General features: G+C 69.2%; 15 protein-coding genes. 9 read left to right on the top strand and 6 right to left on the bottom strand.

Going from position 1 to position 15,659, the window contains the following annotated elements; all coding sequences use genetic code 11:
- Positions 1-166: 166 nt before the first annotated feature.
- Positions 167-1,435 (bottom strand): phosphoserine phosphatase SerB, encoded by a 1,269-nt coding sequence (gene serB, locus ACSMXX_RS26680; RefSeq protein WP_473181227.1) that lies wholly within the window; start codon positions 1,433-1,435, stop codon positions 167-169.
- Between the two features lie 280 nt (positions 1,436-1,715).
- Between serB and ACSMXX_RS26685 the strand changes: the two genes are divergently transcribed.
- Positions 1,716-4,382: an ABC transporter ATP-binding protein/permease gene (locus ACSMXX_RS26685; RefSeq protein WP_473184987.1), complete on the top strand. Its 2,667-nt coding sequence runs from the start codon at positions 1,716-1,718 to the stop codon at positions 4,380-4,382.
- A gap of 119 nt (positions 4,383-4,501) precedes the next feature.
- On the opposite strand, the gene ACSMXX_RS26690 is transcribed toward ACSMXX_RS26685, so the two are convergent.
- Positions 4,502-5,188, bottom strand: coding sequence for an aggregation-promoting factor C-terminal-like domain-containing protein (locus tag ACSMXX_RS26690; protein ID WP_473181228.1), 687 nt, complete (start codon positions 5,186-5,188; stop codon positions 4,502-4,504).
- Positions 5,189-5,560: 372 nt separating this feature from the next.
- On the opposite strand from ACSMXX_RS26690, the gene ACSMXX_RS26695 reads away from it, so the two are divergent.
- Together ACSMXX_RS26695 and ACSMXX_RS26700 are read left to right on the top strand one after the other, a co-directional pair.
- Entirely contained in the window at positions 5,561-6,769 is a 1,209-nt protein-coding gene (locus ACSMXX_RS26695) for a GAF domain-containing sensor histidine kinase (protein ID WP_473181229.1), read from the top strand.
- Positions 6,762-7,406, top strand: a complete 645-nt coding sequence (locus ACSMXX_RS26700) for a response regulator (protein WP_473181230.1) — start codon at positions 6,762-6,764, stop codon at positions 7,404-7,406. Before ACSMXX_RS26695 ends, ACSMXX_RS26700 begins: the two co-directional genes overlap by 8 nt.
- Positions 7,407-7,520: 114 nt before the next feature.
- Here the strand turns inward: ACSMXX_RS26700 and ACSMXX_RS26705 are convergent, their stop codons facing one another.
- Entirely contained in the window at positions 7,521-8,402 is an 882-nt protein-coding gene (locus ACSMXX_RS26705) for a hypothetical protein (RefSeq protein ID WP_473181231.1), read from the bottom strand.
- A 106-nt stretch (positions 8,403-8,508) separates the two neighbouring features.
- Here ACSMXX_RS26705 and ACSMXX_RS26710 point away from each other — a divergent pair, with 106 nt between their 5' ends.
- The 4 genes from ACSMXX_RS26710 (at position 8,509) to ACSMXX_RS26725 (ending at position 11,655) form a co-directional block, all read left to right on the top strand.
- On the top strand, positions 8,509-9,300 hold the full coding sequence (locus ACSMXX_RS26710; protein ID WP_473181232.1) for an ABC transporter ATP-binding protein: 792 nt from the start codon (positions 8,509-8,511) through the stop codon (positions 9,298-9,300).
- A 21-nt stretch (positions 9,301-9,321) separates the two neighbouring features.
- Positions 9,322-9,747, top strand: a complete 426-nt coding sequence (locus tag ACSMXX_RS26715) for an NfeD family protein (RefSeq protein WP_473181233.1) — start codon at positions 9,322-9,324, stop codon at positions 9,745-9,747.
- A 112-nt stretch (positions 9,748-9,859) separates the two neighbouring features.
- A complete protein-coding gene (locus ACSMXX_RS26720) occupies positions 9,860-10,813 on the top strand; it encodes an SPFH domain-containing protein (protein WP_473181234.1) in 954 nt (317 codons plus the stop codon).
- Between the two features lie 74 nt (positions 10,814-10,887).
- On the top strand, positions 10,888-11,655 hold the full coding sequence (locus ACSMXX_RS26725) for a sulfite exporter TauE/SafE family protein (protein WP_473181235.1): 768 nt from the start codon (positions 10,888-10,890) through the stop codon (positions 11,653-11,655).
- Between the two features lie 39 nt (positions 11,656-11,694).
- Here ACSMXX_RS26725 and ACSMXX_RS26730 read toward each other — a convergent pair whose 3' ends face one another.
- Together ACSMXX_RS26730 and ACSMXX_RS26735 are read right to left on the bottom strand one after the other, a co-directional pair.
- Positions 11,695-12,234 (bottom strand): HNH endonuclease, encoded by a 540-nt coding sequence (locus ACSMXX_RS26730; protein WP_473181236.1) that lies wholly within the window; start codon positions 12,232-12,234, stop codon positions 11,695-11,697.
- 407 nt (positions 12,235-12,641) lie between these two features.
- On the bottom strand, positions 12,642-13,181 hold the full coding sequence (locus ACSMXX_RS26735; RefSeq protein WP_473181237.1) for a YbhB/YbcL family Raf kinase inhibitor-like protein: 540 nt from the start codon (positions 13,179-13,181) through the stop codon (positions 12,642-12,644).
- 112 nt (positions 13,182-13,293) lie between these two features.
- On the opposite strand from ACSMXX_RS26735, the gene ACSMXX_RS26740 reads away from it, so the two are divergent.
- A complete protein-coding gene (locus ACSMXX_RS26740) occupies positions 13,294-13,734 on the top strand; it encodes a barstar family protein (protein WP_070012276.1) in 441 nt (146 codons plus the stop codon).
- A gap of 62 nt (positions 13,735-13,796) precedes the next feature.
- Here the strand turns inward: ACSMXX_RS26740 and ACSMXX_RS26745 are convergent, their stop codons facing one another.
- Entirely contained in the window at positions 13,797-14,579 is a 783-nt protein-coding gene (locus ACSMXX_RS26745) for a sporulation protein (protein WP_070012277.1), read from the bottom strand.
- A 173-nt stretch (positions 14,580-14,752) separates the two neighbouring features.
- Between ACSMXX_RS26745 and ACSMXX_RS26750 the strand changes: the two genes are divergently transcribed.
- Positions 14,753-15,448 carry a DNA-3-methyladenine glycosylase gene (locus ACSMXX_RS26750; RefSeq protein ID WP_473181238.1) on the top strand — a complete coding sequence of 232 codons (696 nt, stop codon included), beginning with the start codon at positions 14,753-14,755 and terminating at the stop codon, positions 15,446-15,448.
- Positions 15,449-15,659 lie beyond the last annotated feature (211 nt).

The following is a 15,659-nucleotide window of genomic DNA, read 5'->3' on the forward strand; positions in this document are numbered from 1 at the left end:
CCGCATCCGCACCGCAGGCGATCCGGTGACCCCTGGCCTTGAGGCCCGGGGTCACCGGCGTCTCTGGGTCCCTTGTTGCGGGCCCGTCCGCCGCGGTCTTCCCGTGTGATCAGCGCCCGCCGGAGGGGCGCACGCCGGCCGCGCCGCTGCCCGGGCTGCCGTCGCCTCAGGCGTCCTGCTCGTCGTCCTCGCCGGTGCAGTCCGCGGCCTCGACCTCTTCCCGCGTCACGCCGAGCAGATACAGGACGGTGTCCAGGAAGGGCACGTTGACGGCGGTGTGCGCGGCCTCCCGGACCACGGGCTTGGCGTTGAAGGCCACGCCGAGACCTGCCGCGTTGAGCATGCCTAGGTCGTTCGCGCCGTCGCCGATCGCGACCGTCTGCACCAGCGGTACGCCCGCCTCGGAGGCGAAGCGGTGCAGCAGCCGCGCCTTGCCCTCCCGGTCCACGACGTCACCCGTGACCCGGCCCGTGAACTTTCCGTCCACGACCTCAAGGGTGTTGGCGGCGGCGAAGTCGAGGCCCAGCTCCTCCTGGAGCGCGTCGGTGACCTGGGTGAACCCGCCGGAGACGATGCCCACTTGGTATCCGAGCCGCTTGAGGGTGCGTACGAGCGTGCGCGCTCCCGGCGTGAGCCGTACGTCCTTGCGCACCTTGTCCACGACCGAGACGTCGAGGCCCTCCAGCAGCGCCACGCGTGCGTGCAGCGACTGCTCGAAGTCCAGGTCGCCGCGCATCGCGCGGGCGGTGATCCCGGCGACCTCGTCCTCACAGCCGGCGTGCGCCGCGAAGAGTTCGATCACCTCGTCCTGGATGAGCGTGGAGTCGACGTCCATCACGACAAGCCGCTGCGCCCTGCGCTGCAGCCCCGAGGCGACCACGGCGATGTCGACGCCGTGCTTGGCGGCCTCCAGCGCGAGGGCCGTGCGCAGGGTGGGGGTCTCGGCACCGGAGACGTCGAACTCCACGGCCGTGACCGGGTACTTGGCGAGCCGGAAGATGCGGTCGATGTTCCCGCCGGTGGCGGTGATGCTGGCGGCGATGGTCGCGGTCGAACCGGCGGTGAGCGGCTGCCCGAGCACCGTCACGTGCGAACGGCCGGTGCCGCGCGGCTCGTTGTCGCCGGTGCCGGAGATGATCTCGGCCTCGAGGCCCATCGACTCGGCCCAGCCGTGCACGGTGGCCCTCAGCTCGCCCTCGCTCGCGGTGGCGGGCGCGGCGGCCTTGCCCGCTGCATGGCCGGGGGCGGTGACCAGGGCGCACAGCGTTATGCGGCCTCGGGTCACGAGCTGTTCGATGTCGACGACCTCGACGGCGAAGGCTGCGAGGGTCTCGAAGAGTCCGGCCGTGATGCCGGGCCGGTCCCTTCCGAAGATCTTCACCAGGAGAGTGGGGGTGTCGGCGTACGAGGGCGGGGTGGCCGGCGATGTGGTCATGGTGTTCCAACGGTATCGCTGGGGGGAGCGGGACACCTTCCGGGGGCTCCCGCTCAGCGGAAGCTCTCCCCAATGCCCATCGGCCTCCCCGGGCCCCGTGAGCAGCCGTCTTTCCCCCTCAGGAGGGTGCTGTTCCCGGCCCGTCACAGCTGACGTGGGGTTGTGACATGGGCCGACTTCCTGTCCGGGGCCCGGGCCTGAAATAGTTCCTCACGATGTTCACCATCCCTAGGCTCCCCGCGCAGGGAGTCACTCGGGGGACAACTTTGTGGGGCATGGAGTGCCGGAACTCGTACTGGAATTGAACGGAAAGACCTGGACTCTCGAACCGTCCAGGCCGTATCGCGTGGGACGCGATCCGCAGGGGGATGTGGTGATCGACGACGCCAGGGTCTCCTGGCGGCACGCCACGATCAGATGGGGCGGGAACGGCTGGCTCATCGAGGACCAGGGCAGCACCAACGGCTCGTACGTACAAGGGCAGCGCGTCCAGCAGACGGAGCTCCGCCCCGGCATGAGCGTGCACTTGGGGAACGCCACGGACGGACCGAGGCTGGACCTCTCGGGAAGCGGCGCGGATGAGGCCCCCCGCGCGGACGTGCACGGCGCGCAGACGGCGCTGCCGGAGCAACAGCAGGGGGGCGGGCACCCCCGGGCGCCGCAGGCGGGGGCCACACAGGCGCCACCTCAGCAGCCCCAGGGCTGGCAGCAGCAGCCCCAGCAGCACCCGGGCTGGCAGCAGCCGCAGCACCAGCCGGCCCAGCAGCCCCAGCAGCAGGCACCCCACCAGCAGCCCCAGCAACCGCAGCACCGGCAACAGCAACCCGGCGTGCCCCAGCAGCAGGGCCACCCGGGACAGCAGGCCGTGCAGCCCCAGCAGCACTCCCGGCCGCACCCCGGGCCCGGGCCCCAGCAGGGACGGATACCGCAGCAGGGCGGCGACCGCAGCCCGACCACCTTCCACCAGCTCGCCCTCGGCAGGGTGATGCGCATCGGCCGCGCCCTGGAGAACGAGCTGGTCGTCTCCGACCTCCAGGTCTCCCGGCACCACGCCGAATTCCGCGCATCGCCCGACGGCCGCTTCGAGCTCCACGACCTGGGCTCGCACAACGGGACGTACGTCAACGGACAGCCGCTGCCCAAGTCCGGCTCCACGGTGATCACTCCGCAGGACACCGTCGGCGTCGGCCACTCCACCTTCCGGCTGGTCGGCGACCGGCTCGAAGAGTTCGTCGACACCGGCGAGGTCACCTTCTCGGCCCGCCACCTCACGGTGAAGGTCGACAACGGGAAGGTGATTCTCGACGACGTCACCTTCGGTGTCCCGGAGAAGTCGCTCATCGGCGTCATCGGCCCGTCCGGCTCCGGCAAGTCGACGCTGCTGCGCGCGCTGACCGGCTACCGCCCCGCCGACGTCGGCGAGGTCCTCTACGACAACAGGAACCTCTACCAGCACTTCGCCGAACTCCGGCAGCGCATCGGCCTGGTCCCGCAGGACGACATCCTCCACAAGGAGCTGAGGGTCCGCACCGCGCTGCGCTACGCCGCCCGGCTCCGCTTCCCCGGCGACGTCGCGGAGGCCGAGCGCAACGCCCGCGTGGAGGAGGTGCTCGCCGAGCTCAAGCTGGACGTGCACGCCGACAAGAAGGTCACCTCCCTCTCCGGCGGCCAGCGCAAGCGCGTCTCCGTCGCTCTGGAGCTGCTGACCAAGCCCTCGCTGATCTTCCTCGACGAGCCCACCTCCGGCCTCGACCCGGGCATGGACCGCGATGTCATGCAGCTGCTGCGCGGCCTGGCCGACGACGGCCGCACGGTGCTCGTCGTCACCCACTCCGTGGCCGAACTCGGCCTGTGCGACAAGCTGCTGGTGATGGCGCCCGGCGGCGGCGTCGCCTACTTCGGGCCGCCCGAGGAGGCTCTGAACTTCTTCGGCTACGCCACCTGGGCGGACGTCTTCTCCGCGTTCGAGAACTACCGCGACTACGACTGGATGGGCCGCTGGCACGGCTCGCAGCACTACCAGATGTACGCCGCCGACCTCGACTCCGTCACCCCCCAGCAGGCCCAGCAGGTGCATGCGCCGCCGGCCCGTACGCAGAAACCGCAGAGCTGGGGCTCCCAGTTCTGGACCCTGGTGCGCCGCTATGTGTCGGTCATCGCCTCCGACAAGGGCTTCCTCGCGCTCACGGTGATCCTGCCCGTCGTGCTCGGCGGGGTCAGCACGCTCATCCCCAGCGATTACGGGCTGGGCTACGGCCCGCTCAAGAACGGCAGGACGAACCGCGACGCCAGCACGATCATGCTCATCATCGCCGTCGGAATGTGCTTCTCCGGCGCGGCCAACTCCGTACGGGAGCTGATCAAGGAACGGGTCATCTACGAGCGCGAACGGGCCACCGGCCTCTCACGCTCGGCCTATCTGATGTCCAAGGTGCTCGTGCTCGGACTCGTCACGGCCCTGCAGGGCGTGATCATCTCCGCCATCGGCTTCCTCCCGCGCGAGATGCCCGACGAGGGCGTCATCGGCGAGAACCTTCCCGCCGTCGAGATGACCGTCGCAGTGATCGTCCTCGGGTTCACCTCGATGATGTTCGGCCTGATCATCTCCTCGCTGGTGAAGACGGCCGAGAAGACCATGCCGCTGCTGGTCATGTTCGCCATCGTCCAGGTCGTCTTCACCGGCGTGCTCTTCCAGCTGTTCGACACCCCGGGAGTCGGCCAGATCTCCTGGCTGATGCCCTCCCGCTGGGCCGTCGCCGCGATGGGCGCGACCGCAGACATGAACGCGCTGCTGCCGTGGGAGAAAGGCAACCCGGACCCGCTCTGGGAGCACACGGCCGGTACGTACATCCTGGACATGACCGTCCTGCTGGGCCTCGGTGTCGCTCTCGTCTTCGTCGTGGCACGGCTGCTGCGCCGCCACGAGCCGGAGGTCATGCGCAAGTAGCGGACAGGCTGGAAGACGGCACCGCACACGGAGGCGGCGGCACCCCGAACGGGGATGCCGCCGCCTCCGGCGCTCACGCCGACGGGCCCGAGCCGTGACCCGGGCCCGTCGGCCGCTGCTCAGTACCAGTTGTTGGACTGCCAGAAGGACCACGCGCCGCAGGGGCTGCCGTAACGGTCCTTCATGTAACCCACACCCCACTTGACCTGGGTGGCGGCGCTGTTGCGCCAGTCAGGGCCGGCCGAGGCCATCTTGGAGCCGGGCAGCGCCTGCACCAGCCCGTACGCACCGCTGGGGTTCTGTGCGTGTACGTCCCAGCCGCTCTCCTTCTCGACGATGTTCGAGAAGCACTGGAACTGGCTCTCGTCGCCGATGATCTGCCGTGCGATCTGCTTCGGCGAACCCGAGGGCGACGCCTTGGCCTTGCTCCGTTCCGCCGAGCGGCTCGCTGCCAGCTTGCGCTCACGGTCCCGTTCGGCCTTGGCCGCTGCCTCCTGCCGTGCCTCCGCCCTGGCTTCGGCCTTCTTGCGGGCTTCGGCCTTGGCGTGGGCGCGTGCGCGGTCGTCCGCGGCAGAGGTCTGAGCGTCGATGCTCGCCTTCTGCTGGGCCGGGCTGTCCGCGGCAGTCTGCAGGGCGACGGACTCGGCCGCCATCTCCGATCCGGCAGTCACGCTTCCGCTGCTCTTCTGACCTGGCACGACGGTGAACGCGATTGCGGTGACACCGACGGCTGCGGCTCCGGTCGCCGCAGAGATCTTGTGCAGACGGGACAGCCTGCCGTGGCGTTCGGGATTGGGAACGCTCATGGGAGGAAACCTCTTCCAGTTCGCGGACCGCAGCGACGGTGGCCGCTGCGGCGGCAGTCATTCTCAGCTGCCGTCAGTCACCGGGCAAAAATCACCATTACTAACCTTGGTAGTGGATTTGGAGCAGAGCGGATGCCTTGACGTGCCTGCGCTGCACGTCCGGTCAGTGGACAACATCTACTAAGTACGCTCGTACGTGATCTGAGTCCTATGCGGCGACTCACACCACACACCCGGTTACATTTACGCAGTGTGTAGAAGCGATAAACTCAGGGTCACACTGCTGGTCCCTGGTCCTAGGACTCCGGACCCCCGTCGGCGCCCCTCCCCGGGCCCGATCCGGAGGGTCCGTCCCGCCGGTACCGTGACGGCATGCTCCGCAGCTCAGGGCTCGCAGCGGTCAGCGCCGCGATCCTCTCCATGAACAGGCAGCTCGAAGTGCGCGACGTCCTGCAGACGATCGTCGCCTCGGCCCGTGACCTGCTCGACGCCCGCTATGCGGCCCTCGGCGTGCCCGACGACCACGGTGGCTTCGCCCAGTTCGTGGTTGACGGAGTGACGGACGAACAGTGGAGGTCCATCGGCCCGCTGCCCCGTCAGCACGGCATCCTCGCCGCGATGCTCCACGATGCGACGCCCCAGCGGCTCGCCGACGTACGAACGGATCCGCGCTTCGGGGGCTGGCCCCGTGCACACCCGGAACTCGCGGATTTCCTCGGGATGCCCATCGCGGACGGCGAGGAGGTTCTGGGCGCCCTCTTCCTCGCGAACAAGCGATGCGCACCCGCACCGCAGGAGCCCCACGATGCTGCGGAACGTGCCAAGAGCGGTACGGCCGCGGGGGGATCGGAACAGGGCCGGCGGTGCGCCTTCACCGAAGAGGACGAGCGGTTGCTGCGGCTCCTCGCCCAGCACGCCGCCATCGCCCTCACCAACGCCCGTCTCTACGAGCGCAGCCGCGAGTTGACCATCGCGGGCGAGCGCGCCCGTATCGGCCACGACCTGCACGACGCGGTCGCCCAGAAGCTCTTCTCGCTGCGCCTCACGGCCCAGGCCGCCACCGCGCTGGTAGACCGCGACCCGGTACGGGCGAAGGAGGAGCTCCACGAGATCGGCCGCCTCGCCGCCGACGCCTCCGAAGAGCTCCGCGCCGCCGTGGTCGAACTTCGTCCCGCGGCACTCGACGAGGACGGGCTCGTGGCCACACTCCGCACCCAGACCCAGGTGCTCGACCGGGCGCACTCCGCGGAGGTCACGTTCGTCAGCGAGGGTGCCCTGCGTGCCCTGCCCGCCGCACAGGAAGAGGCTCTGCTGCGCGTCGCTCAGGAAGCGCTGCACAACGCACTGCGCCATGCGGCGGCCTCACACGTAGGGGTGACCCTCGCCTATGTCAGCTCAGGGGCCCGGCTGCGCGTCACCGACGACGGCCGTGGCTTCGACCCCAAGGCCGTACGCAAGGCGGGACGCCACCTCGGCCTGGTCTCGATGCGGGACAGGGCGGGCGGCGTCGGCGGCACCCTGACCGTCGAATCCGGGCCGGGCAAGGGAGCGGTCATCGAACTGGAGGTGCCAGGTGGCTGATCCGATCCGGGTCCTGATCGTGGACGATCACCAGGTCGTACGGCGCGGCCTGCGCACCTTCCTGGAGATCCAGGACGACATCGAGGTCGTCGGCGAGGCCGCGGACGGGGCCGAAGGCGTCGCGCGCGCCGAGGAGTTGCGCCCCGACATCGTCCTCATGGACGTGAAGATGCCCGGCACCGACGGCATCGAGGCACTGCGTGAGCTGCGCCGGCTGCAGAACCCGGCACGGATCCTCGTCGTCACCAGCTTCACCGAGCAGCGCACCGTCGTACCCGCCCTGCGCGCCGGCGCGGCCGGATACGTCTACAAGGACGTCGACCCCGACGCCCTGGCCGGAGCGATCCGCTCCATACACGCCGGACACGTGCTCCTCCAGCCGGAGGTGGCGGGCGCTCTGCTCGCGGACGACGCGGGCGGAGGCGGCGGCTCCGGCCGGGGCTCGGTGCTCACCGAACGCGAACGCGAAGTGCTGGAGCTGATCGCGGACGGGCGTTCCAACCGGGAGATCGCCCGGACCTTGGTGCTCTCCGAGAAGACGGTCAAGACCCATGTGTCGAACATCCTGATGAAGCTCGACCTCGCCGACCGTACGCAGGCGGCCCTGTGGGCTGTGCGGCACGGGCTGACGAACTGAAAGGCGCGGGCGCCGCCCGCTCGGCGTCGTCCGCATGGGCGCATGGCGCCTGCTCGCGCGTCGCTGCTCGCGCCCTACGCGTCACTCAGGACCTCTTGCCGTCATGAGGTGCCGTCATGACCTCTTGCGTTCCAGCTCCTCCGCGTAGGCGTTGTACGCCGCGACCTGCGCCCGCCTCGCCGTACGCTCCACCGGCCGCAACGCCTCCGCACGCGCTGCGATCTGCGAGGCGCTCACCGCGCCCCCGTGCTCACGGCCGTCACCGACGCCGACGCCGGCGTCACCTCCGACGGGCCCGCCGCCTTGCCTTGCCCCGTCCTCCTCCCCGTACGCGATCGCCACGAGCGCCCGCACCCGCTGGGCCAGCTCCAGAACCCGCACCGCACGCGGCGGATACCCCGGCGCCAGCAGTCGCCTGCCGGCTTCCATGCGTGCCCGGTACGCATCCAGGGCCGCGTCCGCCGCCGGGCCCGAGCCGGCGACGTCCAGCTCCGTGAGCACGTCGGTGGCCTCCCGCATCGCCTCGGCCAGTTCGCGTTCCGCCTCACTCAGCGAGGGCACGTCGGCGGGCGGCGCCTCCCGTACGGGCAGGCAGTGCCAGGTGACCTCCACATGCACATCGCCCTCCGGCCCCGCTTCGTGGACCTCGGGCACCAGCCCGGTACCCGAGCCGGCCGCGAGCACGGCCTCACCGGCCTCCAGGGCGGCGGAGTTGAACTCAGGCGGGCCGCTCAGCCCCAGCGGATGCCCCGGGACGGGCAGCGCGACCCGCAGCCCCTGCGCGCCCAGCGATCGCAGCCGCCCCAGCGCCAGGGTCAGACCGACGGGCTCCGGCTCGGAATCCGCGTACGGACCCGCCGAAGCGGGAAGCCCCACCACGCGGTGCACCGCGTCCTCGCCGACGATCCGCTGCGCGGCCTCATCGGGAGAGACGAGTGCGGCGAACAGAGCATTTCCCCAAGCGGCCAGGCGTCCCGAACGAGGTTCATCGAGCATGACCCCAGCCTAGGGAACGGACCCTCGAACGCGTGGCGTAGGTTTGCCTGGGGACTCTGCTCACAAGGCACGGGTAACGGCGACTGCATTGGGAGACAACGCGCTCATGAGCGAAGTACTGGAGCTGGTGGACGTATCAGTGGTCCGCGACGGCAACGCTCTGCTGGACGATGTCTCCTGGTCGGTCAAGGAAGGCGAACGCTGGGTCATCCTCGGCCCCAACGGTGCGGGAAAGACCACCCTGCTCAACCTCGCGTCCAGTTACCTCTTCCCCAGCACGGGCACGGCCACCGTCCTCGGCGACAGGCTCGGCGCCGTCGACGTCTTCGAACTCCGCCCGCGCATCGGCATGGCGGGCATCGCCATGGCGGACAAGCTCCCTCGGTCCCAGAGCGTCCTGCGGACCGTGCTGACCGCCGCGTACGGCATGACGGCGCACTGGCAGGAGGAGTACGAGGACGTGGACGAGGAGCGCGCGCGTGCCTTCCTCGACCGGCTCGGCATGACCGAGTACCTCGACCGCAAGTTCGGCACCCTGTCCGAGGGCGAGCGCAAGCGCACCCTCATCGCACGCGCCATGATGACCGACCCCGAGCTGCTTCTGCTGGACGAGCCCGCTGCGGGGCTCGACCTCGGCGGCCGCGAGGATCTGGTACGCAGACTCGGCCGGCTCGCGCGTGACCCGTACGCACCGTCGATGCTCATGGTCACCCACCATGTCGAGGAGATCGCCCCCGGATTCACGCATGTTCTGATGATCCGTCAGGGGCAGGTGCTCGCGGCCGGACCGCTGGAGACCGAGCTGACCTCGCGCAATCTCTCGCGCTGCTTCGGACTGCCGCTCGTGGTGGAGAACCGGGGAGAGCGCTGGACTGCTCAGGGTCTGCCACTGAGCTGATCGCGCGCCTAACATGGTCGTGTGGATGCATGGATCTGGTGGCTGATAGCCGCCGTGGGGCTGGGAATTCCACTCGTCCTCACCGCTATGCCCGAATTCGGCATGCTCGCCATGGGCGGCGTCGCCGGAGCAGTCACGGCCGGGCTCGGCGGCGGAAAGGTGGCGCAGGTCCTCGTCTTCGCCGTGGTCTCTACGGCGCTGATCCTCGTCGTACGGCCGATGGCCCGCCGCTCCCGCAGGGAGCATCCGAAGCTCAGCAGCGGTGTGGACGCGCTCCGCGGCCGCCAGGCGACGGTGCTGGAGCGCGTGGACGGGCAGGGCGGAAGGATCAAACTCGCCGGCGAGGTCTGGTCGGCACGGGCCCTGGATTCGGACGTGACCTACGAGCCGGGCTCCCAGGTCGACGTGGTGGAGATCGACGGAGCCACGGCGGTCGTGATGGGATGACAGACAGCGGCTAACCTCAACAACCGCGAGTACAAGGCTACTTGCGGTGGGACGATTGTGTTGTTCCCGACGACGTCATTTCAGTGACAGTGACAAATACGCAGGGGGGCGGATGGACGCCATCATCATCGTCCTGATCATCCTGGTGGTGCTGGTCTTCATCGCACTCATCAAGACGATTCAGGTCATCCCGCAGGCGAGCGCCGCAATCGTCGAGCGCTTCGGCCGCTACACCCGCACCCTCAACGCGGGCCTGAACATCGTGGTTCCGTTCATCGACACCGTCCGCAACAGGGTCGACCTGCGTGAACAGGTCGTGCCCTTCCCTCCGCAGCCGGTCATCACCCAGGACAACCTGGTCGTCAACATCGACACGGTCATCTATTACCAGGTGACCGACGCCCGCGCCGCCACGTACGAAGTCGCCAGTTACATCCAGGCGATCGAGCAGCTGACGGTCACCACGCTGCGCAACATCATCGGCGGCATGGACCTGGAGCGGACCCTCACCTCCCGCGAGGAGATCAACGCCGCACTGCGCGGTGTGCTCGACGAGGCCACCGGCAAGTGGGGCATCCGCGTGAACCGCGTGGAGCTCAAGGCCATCGAGCCGCCGACGTCCATCCAGGACTCGATGGAGAAGCAGATGCGCGCCGACCGCGACAAGCGCGCGGCGATCCTCCAGGCCGAGGGTGTACGGCAGTCGCAGATCCTCACCGCCGAGGGCGAGAAGCAGTCCTCGATCCTGCGTGCGGAAGGTGAGGCCCGCTCGGCCGCGCTGCGCGCCGAGGGCGAGGCGCAGGCCATCCGTACGGTCTTCGAGTCGATCCACGCCGGCGACCCGGACCAGAAGCTGCTCTCGTACCAGTACCTGCAGATGCTTCCGAAGATCGCCGAGGGCGACGCCAACAAGCTCTGGATCGTCCCCAGCGAGATCGGCGACGCACTCAAGGGCCTCGGCGGCGCACTGGACGGGTTCAAGCCCGGCGGCGGCAGCAGTGGCGGCGCCACCGCCGGGGCCGCGGGCATGGTGAAGCCGCCCAGGGAGAGCCCGAAGATCGACTGAGACCCGGTTACGCACGCCAGAAGCCCCTCCGGCATGATCAGTGTGTACGGCACTGATCTCGAAGGGGCTTCGCGTTGACCATCTGGGAGATGGTGGCCGTCTGCGCGGCGGGGGTCGGCGCGGGCGCCATCAACGTCGTCGTCGGCTCGGGCACGCTGCTCACGTTCCCGGTGCTGCTCGCCGTCGGTCTCCCGCCCGTCACCGCCAATGTGTCGAACGCGCTCGGCCTCGTCCCCGGCTCGGTCAGCGGCGCCATCGGATACCGGCGAGAGCTGCGCGGTCAGCGACGCCGGGTGCTGCTTCTGAGCGGCGTGGCGTTCGCCGGCGCGCTGACGGGAGCGGCATTGCTGGTGGCTCTGCCCTCCAGCGCCTTCGACATGATCGTCCCGGCGCTCATCGGGATCGCGTTGCTGCTCGTGGCCGTCCAGCCGTGGCTGGCCCGCGTCGCGGAACGCCGCCGCGAGAAGCGCGGCACGACGCCGCATCCCAACGGGGGCGTCATGCTGTCCACGGGCATGCTGTTCTCGAGCGCCTACGGCGGCTACTTCGGCGCCGCCCAGGGCATCATCTACCTCGCCCTCATGGGGCTGTTCCTCGACGAGGACCTGCAGCGGATCAACGCCGTGAAGAACGTCCTCGGCGCACTCGTCAACGGCACGGCTGCCGTCTTCTTCCTCTTCGTCGCCGAGTTCGACTGGACGGCCGTCCTGCTCATCGCCGCAAGCAGCGCGGTCGGCGGCCAGTTCGGCGCCCTCGTGGGACGCAGACTGCCGCCGGCCGCGCTGCGGGCGGTCGTCGTCACGATCGGCGTGGCGGCGCTCCTTCAGCAACTCCTCGGCTGAGAACCGGAGTTCGGTGCGCTCCCCGTCCCCGCCGGCCGGTCAGGCCGAGGCGGGCAACGCGGGTGCCGAGACGGACGGACCGGGAACCGCGAGCCAATCCGGCAGGCTCTCCCCGTCCTTGAGGCCCAGGGCGAGCAGCAGAGCGTCGGCCGGTGTCGGCTCGAACGGCTTCACCGACAGGGCCATTCCCGCCTGCGCCGGCGTCCGGTCCGCCTTGCGGTGATTGTCGGCCGCACACGCAGCGACGGTGTTGAGCCAGGTGTCGCCACCGCCCTGCGAACGCGGCACCACATGGTCGACCGTGGTCGCCCGGCGCCCGCAGTACGCGCACCGGTGCCGGTCGCGTACGAGGACGCCGCGACGTGACCACGGCGCCCGTTGTCGGAACGGAACCCGCACGTATCTGCAGAGTCTGATCACCTGCGGCACCGGAAGATCGATGCTCGCCGCCCGCACACGGAGCCCCGGGTGGGCGTGCTCCACGACGGCCTTGTCCTGCATGACCAGCACCACGGCCCGCCGCAGCGACACGGTCGACAGCGGCTCGAAGCTGGCGTTCAGGATCAGGGTCTCGCGCATCCCTCCACCTCCCGGTTCCCTCCCGCCCCTGCGGCGGTGGCCCCACTCTGCCGCCGCGGGAATCCCCCGACAACGCAATTTCCGCCCGCCGTACGGAAGTCGACGGCGGCCCGTCGACGCGGTGAAAGGGAAAAGAAGAACGTGAGGAGAGAAGAACGGAATGAAAGCAGAACGGAACGCGGAGAATGCGCATGGCAAGGGAAGGCCGGCGTATGGCAAGCAGAAATCAAAAAGGCAGCCGGCGCGGTCGCCGGCCCCCGGCCAGGCTCCGGCGGACGGCCGGCGCAGACACGAGCGCCCCGCCGTCCCCGCACTGCGGTGCCGACTGCCCGTCACCACTGTGCGATCCCGGAACGACGGGGCGCAAAAGCTTTTCGGCGTGCGACCGTGCACCGCACGCCCGCCGCTCAGCCCTCGGCGTGCACCTCGTGCAGACCGATCAGCTGAGCCCGTCCGATCGCCTTGAAACGCAGGTTGAAACCGACGTAGGCGGGAGAGGCGTCCCCGTCCGGCCCGAGCTTCTCGTCCTGGACCGCGTAGACCGTGAAGACGTAACGGTGCGGGCCGTCCCCGGGCGGCGGCGCGGCACCGCCGAAGTCCCGGGTGCCGAAGTCGTTACGTACGTGCACTGCACCCTCGGGCAACCCCTGCATCTCACCGCTGGCTGCACCCCTGGGCAGTTCCGTCACGGATACGGGAATGTCGAAGACAGACCAGTGCCAGAAGCCGCTGCCGGTAGGGGCATCCGGATCGAAGCAGGTGACGGCGAAGCTGCGGGTGTCCGCGGGGAAACCGTCCCAGCGCAGATGAGGGGAGGTGTTCCCCTCCGAGTACAGCTGGTCCGGCCGCAGCCGTCCGCCCTCCGAGACGTCATCGCTCACCACCTGGAAAGAGGCGACGGGCGGATGGAAGTCGTGCGGGAGCGGCGGTTGCTTCTGCTCGGTCACGTCAGTACCTCCTGGTGGCGCGAATCGCTGCACCGGCCAGCCTAACGAGCCGTTGTCCCGGTCTTTGTCACCATGGGAGGCACGACGAGACCTAAAAAGCGATGGTGCGACGATGACCAGTCCCGTGGACCTGCCCGAACTGCCCGAACTGCCCGACGGCGGTCTGCCGGGCCTCTTCGAAGGCACCGTGCCCCCCGGGGTGTACCGCTGTGACTCCGTCGGCCCCGATGTCCTCATGCAGGCGGACGCCGCGAACTGGACCGGGGCGGTGATCGACCTCAGCGACGTCACCGACAAGGCCGAGTTCATGAACCGCTGTGCGACCGGACTCGAACTCCCCGGCTGGTTCGGCCACAACTGGGACGCCCTCGCCGACTCCCTCACCGACCTCTCCTGGTGGGGAGAGACCGACGGATACCTGCTGATGACCGCGGGCTGGCCCGGCTTCGAACAGGCCGATCCGAAGGCCGCCGCCACCGCCGTGAACGTCTTCACGGCGGCGGTCGGCTACTGGGCGGTGCGGGACGCACCCCTGTCGGTACTCCTGGGCTGACCCCGGTCTGCGACTCCCGCTTTCTGTGGGGTCCGGACCGGAGTAGGCAAGCGCGTCCGGCCTCACAGCCAGTTGCGGCGTCCCCCGACCTCCGTGAGCCACTGGTTGATGAATGCCGTCCAGTCCGTCTGGTGGAAGTCCGTCAGATCCACCTGGAACGCCCTGTACGAGTCGCTTCCCCCGGTGAAGATGCCCGGTGTCTTGTCCATCTCCATCACGACGTCCATCTGACGGCCGTCGGCCACGAACGACAGCTCGACCTGCGACAGCCCCCGGTACTGCTGGGGCGCCATGAACTCGATCTCCTGGTAGAAGGGAAGCTGCTGTCGCGTACCCCGGATCCGCCCCTTCTCCATGTCGGCCGTCTTGAAGCGGAAGCCGAGCGTCCCGAAGGAGTCCAGGATTGCCTGCTGAGCGGGGAGCGCATGGACGTTCACCGGGTCGATGTCCGTGGAGTCGACGGCCTGTGCGATGGCGAGCTCCGTGGACACACCGATGCTCATGCCGGTCAGCTGCTGCCCCATGAACATCGTGATCGGTGTCTCCCACGGCACTTCGAGCCGGAAGGGCACGGTGTGCCTGGCGCCCTCCTTGAGATCCAGCGCACCCCCGAGCTGCTGCCGCCCGAACTCGATGTTCTGCTTCAGCTCACCGTCGTTGGTCTCCACCTCGACCTTCGCCATGAGACCGACCGACAGCCCTTGGATCTGCTGATCCACCGAGCCCGCCTCGATGTGCACCTCTCCCTGCACGACACCGCCCGGCACCACGTTCGGCTCGTGGAGCACGGTGTCCACCGACGCACTTCCGACCCCCAGGCTCGCGAACAGCTTCTTGAAACCCATCTCTCAAGTCCCTCCCAGGCACTTCCTGTGCGTCTCTTCTGATCACTCGCGACGTACTCGACGTCCTCCCGGTACGAGGTACGCGCAACGACGGCCGGCGGTTCCGGCTCCAGCAGAATGATCGGCCCACCGCCTCGAAGCACAACCCCCGGGCTCGGTTACCCTCGGTCGGCATGATCACCGGCGGAGACCGTACGCGAGGGAACGACGACAGCCACACACCGCTGCCCCGGTCCTTCTTCGACCGCCCCGTCCTCGAAGTCGCCCCGGAGCTCCTGGGGCGATATCTCGTCCGTACGGCGCCGGACGGACGGATCGTCCTGCGCATCACGGAGGTCGAGGCCTACGCGGGGGAGGCCGACCCGGGGTCCCACGCGTACAAGGGGAGGACTCAGCGCAACGCCTCCATGTTCGGTCCGCCCGGGCACGCGTACGTCTACTTCATCTACGGCATGTGGTTCAGCCTCAATCTCGTCTGCGGCGCCGAAGGCCACGCGAGCGGTGTGCTGCTGCGTGCCGGCGAGATTCTGACGGGCGAGGAGCACGCACGGAAGCGACGGCCGAAGGCGCGGAAGCATACGGAACTGGCCAAGGGCCCTGCTCGGCTGGCGACCGCCCTCGACGTGGACCGGACCCTGAACGGCACAGACGTCTGCTCGACGGAAGCGCACGCTCCGCTGAGCGTTCTGACTGGTGAGCCCTTCGACGCCGGACGGCTCCGCAGCGGTCCTCGCACGGGTGTGGGAGGAGCGGGGGCAGTACACCCGTGGCGGTACTGGGTCGATCAGGACCCCACGGTGAGCCCGTACCGGCCACACCAACGGCGGCACCGTCCAAGGTCGCTTGACTCTGGAGGTCCGAAGACCTAATGTTGACCGAGTCGCTGAAACGGATTGGCGGTAGCCACGGCCTCGACGCCGAGGAGACGCCGCCCCGGATGCGACCAAACACTACCTACGATTTTCCCCAACGGGGTCGGCTTTTGGTGCGCCAAAAAACCGGCCCCAGGGCTCCGGTTAGGAGCTGGCGAGGAAATCCGCTAAAGTAGTGACACCGAGAGGGAAGCGCCCGGAGTGGCCT

The organism is Streptomyces sp. DSM 116795 (assembly GCF_055792905.1).

What these genes read in the sequence shown, in the direction of transcription:
- ACSMXX_RS26690 (WP_473181228.1), bottom strand. Translation starts at nt 5,188, where the DNA reads ATGAGCGTTCCCAATCCCGAACGCCACGGCAGGCTGTCCCGTCTGCAC.
- ACSMXX_RS26745 (WP_070012277.1), bottom strand. Translation starts at nt 14,579, where the DNA reads ATGGGTTTCAAGAAGCTGTTCGCGAGCCTGGGGGTCGGAAGTGCGTCG.
- ACSMXX_RS26740 (WP_070012276.1), top strand. Translation starts at nt 13,294, where the DNA reads ATGACCAGTCCCGTGGACCTGCCCGAACTGCCCGAACTGCCCGACGGC.
- ACSMXX_RS26705 (WP_473181231.1), bottom strand. Translation starts at nt 8,402, where the DNA reads ATGCTCGATGAACCTCGTTCGGGACGCCTGGCCGCTTGGGGAAATGCT.
- ACSMXX_RS26730 (WP_473181236.1), bottom strand. Translation starts at nt 12,234, where the DNA reads ATGCGCGAGACCCTGATCCTGAACGCCAGCTTCGAGCCGCTGTCGACC.
- ACSMXX_RS26720 (WP_473181234.1), top strand. Translation starts at nt 9,860, where the DNA reads ATGGACGCCATCATCATCGTCCTGATCATCCTGGTGGTGCTGGTCTTC.
- ACSMXX_RS26750 (WP_473181238.1), top strand. Translation starts at nt 14,753, where the DNA reads ATGATCACCGGCGGAGACCGTACGCGAGGGAACGACGACAGCCACACA.
- ACSMXX_RS26695 (WP_473181229.1), top strand. Translation starts at nt 5,561, where the DNA reads ATGCTCCGCAGCTCAGGGCTCGCAGCGGTCAGCGCCGCGATCCTCTCC.
- ACSMXX_RS26710 (WP_473181232.1), top strand. Translation starts at nt 8,509, where the DNA reads ATGAGCGAAGTACTGGAGCTGGTGGACGTATCAGTGGTCCGCGACGGC.
- serB (WP_473181227.1), bottom strand. Translation starts at nt 1,435, where the DNA reads ATGACCACATCGCCGGCCACCCCGCCCTCGTACGCCGACACCCCCACT.